The following is a 14,312-nucleotide window of genomic DNA, read 5'->3' as shown; positions in this document are numbered from 1 at the left end:
ACACCAGCAAAAAAGGGGTGCGCCGACCGGCTATTCCCACCACCGACCGCGCTCAGGGAACATAATGGTGCTCCACCCAGTGACAGCCAGTGAGACGCGCCCCTCGTACCAGTTCCGGGCTACCTTGTGAATACGCACCTGCTCGCCCTCTTCAATCCACGGCGCATCTGATTTCTCCCAGATCGTCACCTTCGTTTTTCCACTGTCGTCTGCGATCAGCCCGACTTGAGCGATGGCCGGCGAGTCCGCATCCCAGAGTACTTCGACTCGACCCTCGATGCTCACCTCTTTGCGATTGACGTCCTCGAGCTTCCCAATGGGGATCACCGTCCCAGGCGCCGTCTGCAACTCCTCGAACACCCCGACGACTGCACTCGTTAGGTCTTTCCCACCGACGACGGCTTCACCCAACCGCCGGCCAATCGCTGCTCGCGACCAGCCATCCAGTTTTTCCGCCAACCGCATCGACTGCTTGTTCACCGCCGCCAACTGCTCCTGCGTGAGCTCTGCACGAGGATCGTCTCGCTCCGGGTCAGCCATCGGATTCACGCTCGCTGCCCGCTTCTGGAACTTCACACGCCGCTCAGCGCTTCGCTTCGCTGCGATGTCTCGCGTCCGCTTCGCACGCCCCTCCTGCTGACTGAGTTCTGCCTGGGCACTGATGTGTTCCAACTCGGCCTCTCGTGCCTTGATGCGCTCTTCCTGTTCGAGGGTCTTCCCGAACAGGTGATCCGGGCCTTCCTCGACGCGCGCGTCTGGGTGGTTGGAATCGACTTTGGCCTGGACTTCCATGTCGACCGTCGCCCGGAACTCCGGGGTCTCGTCGACGACTTCGAAGCCATCCTCGTCGACCTCGCCTTCATCGTGTTTCTCGAAAGCCTGTTCATCGACCGAAACTACATCCGTGGTGACGTTGTTACTAGACATTGGAATCTACCCTGATTCCTGAAGGCGCTCAGCGCCCGACACCGCGATGCTACAACATCGCGGATTTCCTCGACGACAACGACCGACAGACTCGTCTGCGCGCTCTCGCTCGCGCCTTCGCGAGCGCCCCTTGGGGCGCGAGCGAGAGCGCGCCATAGGGAGGCCACTCAACCAGCACCGCGCGCCGACCCGCCCGGAGCGAGCGGCCAGCGGGATATGCCCGCTCGTGTCCGGCCCGATGTGCGGGTCCGTGTCCAGGGCGACTGTCGCCGAGAACGCGCGCCGCGGTGTGGCGCGCGACAGCGCAGGCGGCACCAAGCGCTGGAACGCGAAAGCCCGCAAGGGGCGCAACCGACGGGGATACCCGCTGGCGCCGAGGGCACATGCATTTTAGCCCGGAACGGGCGCGGGCGGTGCGGAGAGCGCCCGCACGCCCGGAATGGTCGGTCGCGAGCGACGCGGAGGGCGGAACGCGGCGAGCGGTGCGGGCCATAACGGACACACCTGTCCACCCAGCCGCGACACTCAGCGACCCAACTACTGCCCTGGCGGACTCAGAAAGGGCGAGGCCGTCTCGGTCACCGGGAAAGCAGGCTCTCCCGAGCTAACGGGCGGCGCGCCGCCCGTGAACGGCCGAGGGCCTTCATCGTGTTGCTCACCCAGCAACCTCAGCTGAGTCAGTCATACTCGTTGCGAGATAGCGAAGTTATTTAAATATCGGTTCGTATCTACGCAACAGATGCTTACCGAAGGCGAGGTTCGCGCGCTCACCGTCCTTCACGGTGAGCAGACAGTCTCCGAATTTGCGACCCAGCTGGACCGCAGTCTCAGCTACACGTCTGAACTTGTCGATCGTCTCGAAGCGACCGGACTCGTCGAGACGCGTCGACAAGGGAAAACAAAGCAGATCCGGCCATCGGACGCGAAAGCACTCGAACTCCTCGCAGACATCACCCAAGAGTATTCGCACATCGACTGGCCTGAACTGTTGTCGGGTGCGACGCTCCGCGTTCTCTACTATCTTGAAACACCGCGGGTCGTAATGGAGCTCGCACGCCGGGCCAACATTCACAGGAGTACCGTCCATCGCGCCCTCGATCCACTTCAGCATCGAGGGATCATCTACGAAACTGACGAGGATGCATATGTGCTGAACGAGGGATTCGAACAACTGAGTACGCTTGCTCGGGAACTCGTTCACCACGACCATCGCCAGACCGTCGAACAACACACCGACACCTACACGATTCTCTGGGAGTCACTCGACGAGTTCCTCGTCCAGACCGCAGATGAGATTACCGCCGAGGACTTCCTTTCGACGGGGCCAGAGCGTTTCCAGACCTACGACCTGCCCCTTCTGGCCCGCGACCGTCGGTACTATTTCCATTCAGAGACGATGAATGATCTCTCGCCGGCGATGCTGTGCTGTCATATGCTCGTAATCGATTCGGGCGCACGTACCCAGTCATACTGTCTGCTCCTGCTCAGCCACGTTGACGTCGACCGTGACGAACTGCGTGACCAGGCCACAAAGTACGGCGTCGACGATCTCGTCGAGGACTTGCTCACGTATCTCGACACGAGTGGCGAGGAGCGGGCATCTCGACTTCCCGAGTGGGAAGAGTTCCAAGAATTGGCTGCGGACTACGGGGTGTCAGCATGAGGGCGCGATTCGACAGTTCGTACATTCGGTCGGAACTCGAGCGCATCGGCGAGCAGCTAGACGACCCACTCACTGTCTTCTTGATCGGCGGTGGGGCAATGGCGTTCCAGGATCTCAAGACCACTACCAAGGATATCGATCTCATCGTCGCATCCGGTGATGACCTCGGGCAGCTCCAAGCAGTACTGCTCGAACTTGGTTACGATATCGTTCGGGAACCGGACGAAGAATACGAAGCGCTCGGTGCTCAGCGAATCCTCGAGAACGATGATGGGTGTCGAATCGACATCTTTCACCAGCAGGTAATCGATAAACTGGTTCTTTCTGACGGGATTCGGAAGCGTAGCGAGCGGTACCTCAACCCCAGCAACTTGGTGGTCGAACTCGTGAGCCCAGAGGACATCTTCCTATTCAAGGCGGTCGCCGGACGGGTGGACGATATCGAAGATATGTTTTCGCTGCTGCAGACTGACCTCGATTTCGACGTCGTCGAAGCAGAACTCGCCGCGCAGATCGACCTCTTGGATCAAGAGCTATTCGTAACATACGTGAACGAGGCGTTGGCCGATCTCACCGAGCAACACAACGTGAGGACACCCCTGCATGAGCCGGTCGCGGAGATTACAGAGCGCGTATACGAGGAACTCGAAGTGCTTCACGCCCTCGACGAACCGAAATCTATGCCTGCCCTCCAGCAGGAACTCGATTACACCACGGTTGAATTACAGGATATCGTGAGTCGTCTCGAGGAGAAAGACGCAGTCAAGGAAACCGCTGATCGCATCGAGCGTCTTTCGACGACGATCTGACGGCGAGGGATACCGGAATCTATGGCGTAATGCCAAGCGGTGCGGCTTATTGGATACTTTCCCTATCCATGGATAGGGAGACTCCCCATTAGTCGCGGTCAAGCGCGACGTCGACTTCGTCAACGAGGTCCTCCATGGAAACGGTGTAAGCGTCGGCAATATGTCTCACTCAACGAGATGCTCATCGAGGTCGTGCGTCCAGTACGTCGCGGGCCCGCCAGGACTACATCGCGCACACAGCTGCAGCGGCCCCTCGAGATGGCCGAGTTCCACACGGAAGCGCGTGAGCGCCGCGAGGGCGTCGACGACGAGCCCACAGCCATCGCAGGCGTAGCGATCGCGCTCGTTGGGGTCCGGCTCCATCTGGATCGCGCAGTCGACGCAGATGGGGTGGGTGACCCGCTCATCTTCCCCCCATGTGTGGGCCTCGCCAGTCTCGGTGCTGGGCGGAGCGTCGCAGAACGCACACCCTGTAAGCGTCTGCTGCATTACTCCGCCTCCGCGTCGGCGTCGCGGCCGGCCGTCCAGCCACGGTGGAAGACGGCCAATTGCGTCGTCGAGTCGAAGGTAGTAACACTCGGCTCGTGAACGAGAACGCGATCCTCGGGAACGGGTGTGACGACGTCCGCGTCGATGAGGTCGTCGACTAGGCTGCGGGCCGTTGCGTCGTCGACGTCCGCGGTCGCGACGCTCGCGGCGTCACGGTCCTGTGCGAGGAGTTCGGTTTCGAGCTGTTCGTGGTCGGCACTCGTGTCGTCGTGAGGATCGGGACCAACCATGGTGAATCACGCCGCGCACGCTCTCGCGCGCTGCACGCCTCCCGGCGCCGATAAACAGCCCAGTCGGAGGGCGTCAGTCCGACCCTGGGTCGCGGTACTCGAAAACGGCAACGTCGCGGAGGGATAGGGCGGTGGGCGTGGGTTGAGGGCATAAATTCTGGCAACGTCATTAACCAACACTTCGACAGAACTGGTCCCGAGTGTTGGTTAAGAGTGTGGCCTATGGAGTCCGGAGTTCCTGAACCGGCTTCACGGTGAACGTGTCCGGCTCGCTGGCTGCTGCTTCTCGTGTGCGTTCCGCTTGTGAGGCTGCCGACCGGGTGAGCTGGGTGACGAGTTCGTCGCGAACGATCTCACGAGGAACGGTTGTCTCGTGCCAGCCCAGCCGGGCGTCGAAGTGCCGCTTTTGGAACTGCTCGCTGACGTCGTCGACGGCGACGTACTGCGTGTGGTTTGTCCCCCGGACCTGGTGGGTGACGACGACTGCCCCCACGTGCTCGTGCGTCAGCTCGATTAGGGCACACTCCACGAGCGCGACGAGCGACGCGTGATCGCGGTCGTTCGGGATCGCCACCTCGAGGTCTGCCCACGGAGCCTCCCCGTCGGAGTTGGTTGCTGCTTGCTGTACCGTCTGCGTTTGGGTCGTACGTTCCGAAGCCATCGTCTATCGGGGGCACGTGATGTACCCCGCCGCCCCCTGGCGGGGGTGACAGACGTGCCGCTGCGGTCGCAACGCTACTTGGACCGACCGCCGAATAACCGACCCAACAGTGAGGATGACTCTGACTCACTACTGTTCTCACTCGTAGTAGCGGCGTGCTCGCCCTGGCACTCCTCCTCCTGGCCACGGGTGGCAAGTTCGTCAGTGAGTCGCTTGACCTCCGCTTCGAGAGCGTCGATGCGCTCGGTTTTCTCCGTGAGTGTCGCCTCGAGCTCGTCGACGCGGTCGCTCAAGATCTGGTTCTTCTCGGCGAGATATGCGCGACTCCGCTCCGAGTCAGCAGCGCCGACGTCTGGCGACGATGTGGCGGGGATCTCGTCCGCGGTATCGTCGCCGGCGTCCGGGTCGTAGAACTCCGAAGTAGTCGCAATTGCTCGCTCGATGGTCTTCTCCCCATACGTCGACCCATCAGCGTAGTGGACCTCGTCCCACTTCTCTCGCATCAATCCCGACTGGCGGAACAGCTGCTCCATTTGGGTCCGGTCACCACCGGTCCAGAACGCCAGCAAACAGCACAGCGCCATGTCGGCCTCGGACTGACTGTCGTAGCCGACCGTATTCCCGTTCCAGAGCCGCTCGAACTTCTCGCCGTTCGATGCGTTTCGCGCTTTCTCGAGGAGGTCATCGTCTTCGAGGTCGACGTCAACGCCGGCTGCACCGGTCGTCGGTGACTCGTCGTCAGCGCTACCACGCTGTTCGGGCTCTGCTGCCGTGTCACGCTCTGTCTCCTGAACGTACTCACGGTGAATCGCTCTGAGCGCGTCCTGTCGACGTGCGACGCACGTTGGTGTCCGCTCGACGTGATCGCCAGTGACGGTGAAAAAGCGTGCCGTGTCGTACAGTTCGATGCTCCCGCGACGGTTCCGCCCGTCGGGAAGTTCGCCCCTGATGAGGACGTGATAGCCGGTGCCGGACGGTGACACCTCCGTATAGGAGTCGAGGCGCTCGATGATGTCTAGTGCCGCGTCGTCGACGTCGCCGGTTTCCGGGTCGCGGCAGTCGTCCAGATCGACGCCGACGATGGGGTCGTCGTCGGTAAACACGAACCCGACGCCATCGGCGTGTGCCGTCTCGGTGTAGTCGAGCGCTGTCTCGAAACTCGCCCAGGTCTCCGACTCTGTTGATGACGCGAACCCCCCACCTCCCGGCGTCACCGGAATCTTCGTCGGCTTGCCGTCCCGCTCTTCTTCGCGCCAGCACACCCACTGGTCCCGTTCGCGTAGCGTCTCCGGAATCTCCTCCGGTTCGTCGATGATATTCTTATTCATGTTCTCACAGTACCTTGCATGGCTCTCACTAATTCTGAGCCAGCACAGAACTCACTCAATTCTACTCCTCGATCCAATCCCTTGGTCCCAACGGGGACCCCCCGTTCTATCCTAGTTGGTTTTCGCTCGGTGATACCCCTGACCAGCTTCGCCGTCTGGTGGTTTTTCCCCTGACCGCTGATACGGGCGGGAGTACCCTTTCTTAATTTCCCCTGACCAGCAGCGCCGTCCTGCGATTTCGTATGTTCACTTGATGTTAGATACTGTTGCCCCTCCCAGATGCCCTGACCGGCGGTTCCGTCTTGCGGTTTTCTCGGTCCATAACCGAGTATTAACTCTTGATTCTTACCCTCTCGTGCTGTTACTGGTCGTTTCCCCTGACCGGCAACGCCTTCGGGCGGTTTTTTGATAACCCGTCTCGAATTCAAGTACCTCATAGATTTCTCTTCATTCAATCAATTGTTGCCCTGCTGCCGTGAGCGAAATACCTGTATAGCAGTTCACGCGGGTTTCGTTTTGACGAATCCGACTCGTATCATACGTTACGAACTCCCCGAGAGAACGGGAGAACCACGCTTTCGATTGAACTTCTTTGTCGTGTCTGATTGCCCATATCCGATACGCATTATAGAGATCATCCTTCGGGAGTTCCGCCTCCTCTTCTTCGGTAACGTACACGTCAACGAATGACTCGAAATCGTCCGCGTCGTGATCGAGTTCACTCCCGTTAGTTTGGGAGATTTGCTCTGAGGAATCTTCCCCCGGCATATCCTCTCCCGGAGCAGATTCGGCCCGATAGTCAGTCTCCGCCCGGTCACTATTTTCGTCGTCGTTTTTGGAGTCCCCCTCTGATTCATTGTGGGCGGTTGAGTGATCAAATAGGGTTGTGAGAGGTTTCGTTGTCCCGTCCGTGTAGACGACTGATGACTTCTCATCGGCAAGAATCACGATTACGTAGCTGTCGCAGCTGTACTCTGGGGTGGAGAACTCGTCTTCCGGAACGAACGGCTTTTTGATCCGAATCCAGTCGTCCTCGAACGCCGATTTCGTCTCGTAGATGTGTTGTTCACCGTGCTCATAAACGACGTACTCGTCGGCAGCGTGGTCGTAGCTGTAGATGGCCGGAACACGATCTTTCGAGAGTTTTTCCAGCGACTCGAGGCGGATATGTTCCGTCCCGCTGGCATCACGAAGGACGATCTCGTCGCCATCACGCTGCCAGATGTTCTGGGTCCCGTTCTCGTCGTCGGTCGCCGGTCGCACGGCCGTCACTCCACCTTCTTCGGTCGCTCCACCGCTGAACGTGAGATTCGAGTCAGTCGTGTAGAACCGTGTCTCACCATTCTGGAGGGTACGGACGGGAGGTGTGAGAATGCCGTCAACACGCTCGGCCCACTCAGTTTCGTCGTTTCCTGGTCGAACGACAAACAGCGGGATATCACCTGCTGCTTGGGCCTTCCGGAGATTCGTGAGCACTTTCGCGGGATTCTCGGGTGTCGTCGTTTCGACTTCGATGGCGAATCGGTCGGAAACGTCGGGGTGGCTCGCCCTCGCGTCAGGTTTCTCGCTGCCATCCTGTGCGAGGATCGAGACGGTGAAACCGAGTGCGGTGAGCTCTTCTTCGATCTGAAGGAGTGCTGCGTCGTGGGCACTCCCACCAGCGGCCTGCACGCCACCAGTATCGGGTGTCGCGACCTCTTCTCCGGCGTCAGTGAGCCGGATGCGGAGCTCGTCGGCGTCGATATCGACGGTCGTATCGAGGTATCGTGATCGTTCTCGGATGTCCGCGAGGGCATCATACGATGGCGGCTCGGCGTCGACGTCGTCGAAGAGTCGTCTGAGTTCGTCGTCAACTGCTTCGACGGCCACCCAGCCGTTTTCCTCACGGCAGCCCTCTCGAAGCTGCAGACTCCGAACCACGTTCGCAATCGCGACGTCCAGGTCGTCGCTCGCGATATCGAGCACCTCGTGTCCGTCGGCAGGTGTGCTCGTTGTTGAAGTGTCTGGCTCAGCCGGCACACCGTGTTCGTCATTGATGTCCTCGTGCATCGAGGAGAGTGTCTCAGTGAACTGCTCCTCTTCACGCTCTGTGAGCGGGGATTCGCTCTCGGGGTGGCCCGGTGGAATCGGGAGTGGTTCGAGACTGAACGGATACGGCCCCGTTTCACCGAACGTCGGGCTTGGCAGGCTGGCGATCCACTCCCCTCGTGGCAACGAACGAATCCGATTGGCGAAATCCGCGGGGTCCATCTCTTCGTGGGCCATCGCTCGCGCCAGTTCCCGGTCGACGTTGATTTTCCCGATGAGTGAACTGCCGATGTTGTTCAGAGCATTCAGGTAGATCTTCCGCCCACCTTCAGCCTCCATCTGTTCGGGGAACTGCATCGACAGACCAACAGAGAGCCGGAATCCCCGGCCTTTCTCGAGGAGATCATTCATGATGTCGGAGACCACGACCGATGCTGCCTCGTCGACGAGCAAGTTCACGACGTAGTCGTCCGAGTGCTGGGGGAGGGCCTGTTTGCGGTCCTTGAGAGCTGCATCGAGATTGGTCAGGATCACACCGGTCATGATCCGGGCGGCGTCGTCGCGGAGGTCGCCGAGGTCGAAGAGGATGACCGTATCCTCGTCGAGGACATCCCGAAAGTCGAACTGGTTCTCGGTATTATTGAAGATCTGCCGCAGGTGCGTATCCTGTGAGATGTAGGCGAGACGGTTTCCGACACCGCCCATCACGTTCGCGAAGGTGTTCGAATCTAACTGGAGCTGCCGTCGAATCGTCCGGGTGACTTCCTCGTCGCTCGACCGTGGGGCGTCGCCGATGTTCTCGTTCGGTGGCCCGGCCTCCCAGAGCTGGTCGACGACGTGTTCGAGCTGTCGGTGGGCGAAGTAGTCCGTCGACGCTCGGTAGAGCCCGTTCTCACGCCCGTATTCCTCGTCGAACAGTGTCTTGATGAGTGTCTTGATGAGAGTTGGGGCCACAGTCGCCCGCTCGTAGCGGTCGGTTCCCATCACGAGCTTCAAAATCTCTTCGTAGTGGTCGGCCTTCCGTTGGACGGCGTCTTCGCGGCGCCGTCCGCTCTCCATCGACGGTTCGAGATCGAAAAACGAGAACCCGGGGAGGACGTCCGGGATCGGGAAGTGGACGACGTTCTCTTGGAGGTCGGTCATTCCGAACCGACGCGCGTGAGCCCGCATATAATTCTGGGCCATGTCGTCGTTCTTCGGGATGATGAGGATCGTCGGCCCCTCGGTGTTGGCGTACAGCGATAGCATATCGTTGATGAGGGCTTTCGACTTCCCAGAGCCGGTTGTTCCGAACCGGCCGTAATGAGTGGGCAGCAGTCCGGGTGGAATGTGTGTCGGCTCGTCTTCGGCCTCGCCGGTGTCGTCGAGGGCATACCCGATTGCCATCCCGTCGCGGAATTCACTCATGAGGTCCTGGTGGGGGCGTGGCAATGGATTCCGACTCTGCTGTTCCGCACGCGTCCCACGTGCCCCCTCGACAGTCAGCTGTTCCGAGGAGGGCACGAGTACGAAATTCGCGAGTTCTCGGCCACTCAGGACGAACTCGGGTCGGGTCGTCCCACGGCCGGTCGTGATCTCACGATCCAAGAGCCGCTGCAGCGCCGCTCGTGCGTTCCGTTCTTTCGTGGCTGCCCGGAAGCCGCTGTCGCGTACCCGTTCGGCCGCAACCTCGTAGTACGGTCCGTCAAGCGGGTCGAATACCGGGACAAGTGATTGCATCCGATCATCGAGATCATCGCGACCGTCGTCCCCGGACGGAATCCCGATCGCTCGGATGTTCGCGGTGAACGACCGCTTCGGATTTTTCGCCTCGATTGCCGCGACACGTTTTGCAACGGCGTCGCTCAGCTGGTTTCTGTCCCGGCTCTCCGACTGATCGTCGAGTTCGAAAAGGGAGCCAATAATCTCCTGAGCGAGTGTGTCTCGGCCGTCGATGACGTCCTCCTTGCGAAGGTCGGCATCGGACTGCCAGCTCTCGCGTCGCTGGAAGACGGCCTGGAACGCTACTGGTGCTGTCGCCTCCATCAGGTGGTCGACAAGCGACGCGAGCGCACCACCTGGCTGATCGACGGTTGGGAGTTCTGCTTCGTCGTCAGCAGTAAATGGCGAGAGTGAGGTCATCCAGTCTTGCTTCCGAGTCGCCGACCCTTGCCACCGTACGCCGGGTGGGGAGACGGATTCGGTCGTTGGCCGGGCGAGTATCGTCCCTTCTGATGTTACCGTTGGTTTGGCAAGCGTCGTGAGTGGCTCATCCTCGGGAATCGCATCTGGTGGGGCGAGTTCGAGGGCAGTATCGCCGATCTCGATGAAGTGGTCGGGAAACTGGTCGCTGACCGTTCCTCCATCCGCGACTGATTCGGCGTCCCCTGGCCCCGCTTGACTGTTGTCGTCAGTGCCACACTCGTATTGCTCGTCAGGGCCGAACTCGTACGTGAGTTCACCCGACTCATAGTGCTCGACGAATGTCTCGCGGTCGAATTCGACAGGCTGTACGAGTCGGGATGCGATGTCGACCTCGGTACGCTCGATGTCGAACGTCTCGGGATAGACCGACCGGAGCCGTTTCTCAAGGGTATCCAGATGGTCGTCGGCACCGTAGTAGAATTCGACGGGGTCATCCGCCCCTTCGCTGAGAGCGAGGAATTCGAATCGTAGCGGTGTGTCGCTATGTAGCGGATTGAGTTTGTCAACTAGCCCTGCTGAGTCCGCTGAGGTCAGTTTGTGAAGACTTTCCAGTGCCTGCGGCAGACGCTCCGGATTGAGGCGTTCGGAGGTTGGCGTCACGCGAAGGTACTCACGCATCCTCGTCACCTCCCGCTGCGCCACCATCAGTCTCTGCTGGCGTCTGCTCAGGTGTGTGTTGTCCGTTGTCGGTCGCTCGGCTTTCAATATCGTCTTGGAACGCCTGCACGTCCGCGTCTACAGCATTCTCGCCAGTCCCGGGGAGTGAGTCTCGCCGTTGCTCGGTTGGCTCGAAGTCGATGACCTGCTTCTCCTTGGGCATCGCTTTGACCTGGATCCCACGCCATTCGCCGTCGACCCCCACCAACGCCTCGGAGAAGCCGGCGTCCTCGTTGCCGGGGACGGCGTCTTGGACGAACCGCATCTGGGCGTAGTTCAGCCCGAACTCGTCGGCCCACTCATCATCCATCCCGTCGAGGCGGTGGAACTGCTTGACCGCACACTGATCCAGAATCGCCTCGCTTTCGGCGTGCTCGAAGAACTCGTCGACGGTTTGGGTGACCAGCCGAATCGAGAGGTCGTGGTGGCGGTGGTGCCGGAACACCGTTTCGAGGAACGCCAGACTCGCAGCGTCTTGCATGATGTAGCGCGCTTCGTCGATGTAGAACACGACCTCCTTCTCCGAAACCTTCGCCCGTTCGTACACCAGCGATATGAGCAGCTGCATCGTCAGTGCCGTGCTGCTGTCGACGCTGCCCTCCTGCTGGGCGAGGTCGAGGTAGATGACCTTCTCGTCCCGGATGTCGAAGTCGGACTCCTGGCCGAGATTGGCGTGGCGACCGTCGTCCTCGAAGGGGCGGAGCTGATCGAGGAGCCACGTCGCGTCCTCCTTGATCTTCCCGGCCTCCTCGTCGGACCGGACGACGAACTCCTCGGGGTCGTCGACCATATCCTCGAAGACGTCCATCATCTCGCGGATGGTCGGACTCGAATTGCTGTGCGTCGAGATGTCGTCGGTGATCCCGTTGCGCTGGTAGGCACGTTTGAGGGCGAGTTCGAGCGTGGTGCGCCGATCTCCCAGTGAGATACCCCGGAGGGCGAAGAAGTTCGTGAGGAAGCTCATCGCGTCGTCGAGTTTCTCGTTGAACGGACTGGCGTCCTCACCCATCGCTCGCTGGACGTGCTCGGGCGTCTCGCGGATTTCCAAGGGGTTGAGACCGAGCGTCCCGCCAACCGTGATTCGTTTGGCGTCGAGGGCTTCCGAGACACCAGCCCAGTTGTTCAGCGGTTCGAGGATGATGCCGATGCGATCCTTGCTCTGCTCGATGGAGCGGATGAAGTTCTGCTTCGAACTGAACGACTTCCCCGACCCCGTGTCGCCGACGGTGAACATCGCGTACCCGTTGTCCCGGGCGAACGGGTCGATGACCACGGGGCTTTGATTGTCTTTGTGAATCCCGAACTCGACGCCGCCCTCCTCGAGAATCGTCGCGTTGTGCGGCGAGGAGAGTAACGCCCCGACGGCGCCGCCGAGCGCGATCGACGTCCGCCCGAACTCGTTGTCACCGATGGGCGCGGCGGACTGGAGAGCGAGATCCTGCCGACAGATAGCCGTCTTCGGCGTGAGGTTCGCCGGGTCGTCGCGGAGCGCGCTCTTGACCGTCTGGACGGCATCTCTGAGCTTGTCTTTCTCGTCGGCTCTAACCGTGATGAACATCCCTTGGTCGAAGACGTTCGCGCCGTTCTCGACGGCCTTGTACGTCGCTGCGGCCTCGTTGGCGCGCTCTTGGAGATAGGCGCTCCGAATACTCTGTTCGAGGTCAGCATCGACCTGGAGGTCGTCCGCGATGTCTTGCAGTTCGTTCCGGGCCCGCTCCTGATTCTTCGGCGTGATGTGGGCCGTCAGATCGAACTGGACGTCGGTCATCTCGAAGAGGTCGCTCAGATACCCGTCGTTGGGATAGTCGGCATAGTTAGCGATGTAGAGTGTCGTCGTCCACTGTTCGCCGACCCGTGCGGCTCGCGTTTCCCACTCGACAGCTCCGGGCGCGGTGACGGTCTTGTGCGACTCGGAGATGTCGTCGAGAAGCTTGCGTTCGGCCTCGCCTTCTTCGAGTGTCTCCTCGTTGAGGACATCGGTAAAGTCCACGTCTGGTTCATCATCCGCAGTGAAGCGGTCCCAGAGGTACTTACTGCCGACGCCAAGGCCGAGACCCGCTGCAAGGGCAAGCACTGTACTCTCTGCTGGCGTCAGATTCTGGAGCCACCCGGCGACGGAGCCAAGCGCACCACCACCGGTCTGGAGGATCACATTACGCATCGTGTGGGTCCTCCCGGCGCGAGTGGCCGATGATCGATTGGTCGCGAACGACACGTTCCGCCTCGTCGTAGTCATGTTCGCGACCGTTCCAGAAGTCCATATTCAGAACGAACAGCTCGACCGTGCTGAGCCTGCGTGCGGACCACCCCGACGCCTGCTGGATGAACTCGGATCGAACGTCGTTCACCCGACTGTCGAGCTTCTCGAACATCTGCGCGCGGCGCTCGACGTCAGTAAGGTCCTCGCGGCGGGTGACGAACGGGTTGAACAGGAACCCGATGACGGGGAACTGCGTCAGCTTCTCTGCGGGGGTGCCCTCGTCGCGGAAGCGGTCGTACACTTCTATCGGGCTGACTTCAACGCCGATGTAGTACCGGACCTGCTGAATGCCCCGGTCGCGCATCTCCTTCGGCCGTGTCTCCCGGTACTCTTCGAGGAGTTCCCGGAAAATCGGGTTCTCCGTGACGTCTTCGTCCGTGAGCCGATCTTCGATGGTCTCGGTGATCTGCTCCACCGGAAATGAACGGGTTGTGGCGTGGAGTTTGAGCTTCGAGTCCAGCTCTTTGTTGGCGAACTCTTCGCCAGCGTCCTGGAGCTGTGCCCAGTCGTCGGACATCGCGAAGTCCATGTTGGCCGGATCGATCTCGATGAACGCCTCCATCGCGCCGTCTTCACGCTGGATGGCACCAGCGCCTGGCCACGCTCGCTTGATGTTGGTGAGATCCTGCGTTCGCTCGTCCGGCTTGAACGGCGTGTAGTTCGCGAGTCCGCCTTCGTTCCGCTCTGACTCGTTGGTACTCGTGTCGGCTTCGGCGGGCGCACTGAACGTGACCTGAGGTCGTTTGAGGTACCGATAGACATCTTTCGTCCACGTCCAAGCGTTCAGGTGGGTTGGTGAGACGTAGATGACGGCAACGCCAAAGCCAAGCCCGCCAGCAACGAACGGGAGGGCAAGCGACTCGATCCCGGTGAGGCCAGCGATAAACAGCCCAATAATGGGGAAGGCGATGAGCATACCGACGTCCCCTTCCTCGATATTGAGATACGGGATGCGACTCTCCTCACCGAACTGATCCATGATGCGCCGTGCGGCCGCGTCTTGATCTGCTGACATT

General features: G+C 60.5%; 10 protein-coding genes. 2 read left to right on the top strand and 8 right to left on the bottom strand.

Going from position 1 to position 14,312, the window contains the following annotated elements:
• Positions 1-30 precede the first annotated feature (30 nt).
• Complete coding sequence (locus EP28_RS09140; RefSeq protein ID WP_049983729.1) at positions 31-927, bottom strand: DNA-binding protein; 897 nt, start codon at positions 925-927, stop codon at positions 31-33.
• A gap of 739 nt (positions 928-1,666) precedes the next feature.
• Between EP28_RS09140 and EP28_RS09135 the strand changes: the two genes are divergently transcribed.
• Together EP28_RS09135 and EP28_RS09130 are read left to right on the top strand one after the other, a co-directional pair.
• Positions 1,667-2,590 carry a winged helix-turn-helix domain-containing protein gene (locus EP28_RS09135; protein ID WP_049983728.1) on the top strand — a complete coding sequence of 308 codons (924 nt, stop codon included), beginning with the start codon at positions 1,667-1,669 and terminating at the stop codon, positions 2,588-2,590.
• Entirely contained in the window at positions 2,587-3,399 is an 813-nt protein-coding gene (locus EP28_RS09130; RefSeq protein ID WP_049983727.1) for a DUF6036 family nucleotidyltransferase, read from the top strand. The genes EP28_RS09135 and EP28_RS09130 overlap by 4 nt, the downstream gene beginning before the upstream one ends.
• A gap of 165 nt (positions 3,400-3,564) precedes the next feature.
• On the opposite strand, the gene EP28_RS09125 is transcribed toward EP28_RS09130, so the two are convergent.
• The 7 genes from EP28_RS09125 to EP28_RS09095 all read right to left on the bottom strand — a co-directional run bounded on the left by EP28_RS09125 (position 3,565) and on the right by EP28_RS09095 (position 14,311).
• The gene (locus EP28_RS09125) at positions 3,565-3,888 is read right to left on the bottom strand and encodes a DUF7558 family protein (RefSeq protein WP_049983726.1); all 324 of its coding nucleotides are present in this window, start codon (positions 3,886-3,888) and stop codon (positions 3,565-3,567) included.
• A complete protein-coding gene (locus EP28_RS09120; protein WP_049983725.1) occupies positions 3,888-4,178 on the bottom strand; it encodes a DUF8069 family protein in 291 nt (96 codons plus the stop codon). Before EP28_RS09120 ends, EP28_RS09125 begins: the two co-directional genes overlap by 1 nt.
• 220 nt (positions 4,179-4,398) lie before the next feature.
• A complete protein-coding gene (locus EP28_RS09115; RefSeq protein ID WP_049983724.1) occupies positions 4,399-4,839 on the bottom strand; it encodes a DUF8030 family protein in 441 nt (146 codons plus the stop codon).
• A 74-nt stretch (positions 4,840-4,913) separates the two neighbouring features.
• A complete protein-coding gene (locus tag EP28_RS09110; protein ID WP_049983723.1) occupies positions 4,914-6,167 on the bottom strand; it encodes a phage NrS-1 polymerase family protein in 1,254 nt (417 codons plus the stop codon).
• Positions 6,168-6,614: 447 nt separating this feature from the next.
• Positions 6,615-11,024: an ATP-binding protein gene (locus EP28_RS09105; protein WP_230455310.1), complete on the bottom strand. Its 4,410-nt coding sequence runs from the start codon at positions 11,022-11,024 to the stop codon at positions 6,615-6,617.
• The gene (locus tag EP28_RS09100; protein ID WP_049983721.1) at positions 10,990-13,197 is read right to left on the bottom strand and encodes a VirB4 family type IV secretion system protein; all 2,208 of its coding nucleotides are present in this window, start codon (positions 13,195-13,197) and stop codon (positions 10,990-10,992) included. Before EP28_RS09100 ends, EP28_RS09105 begins: the two co-directional genes overlap by 35 nt.
• On the bottom strand, positions 13,190-14,311 hold the full coding sequence (locus EP28_RS09095) for a TraC-like domain-containing protein (RefSeq protein ID WP_049983720.1): 1,122 nt from the start codon (positions 14,309-14,311) through the stop codon (positions 13,190-13,192). The genes EP28_RS09100 and EP28_RS09095 overlap by 8 nt, the downstream gene beginning before the upstream one ends.
• Between the last annotated feature and the right edge of the window lies 1 nt (position 14,312).

Source organism: Halorubrum sp. BV1 (assembly GCF_000746205.1).
Lineage (GTDB): Archaea > Halobacteriota > Halobacteria > Halobacteriales > Haloferacaceae > Halorubrum.
This window is presented reverse-complemented; position numbering and strand designations above follow the sequence as displayed.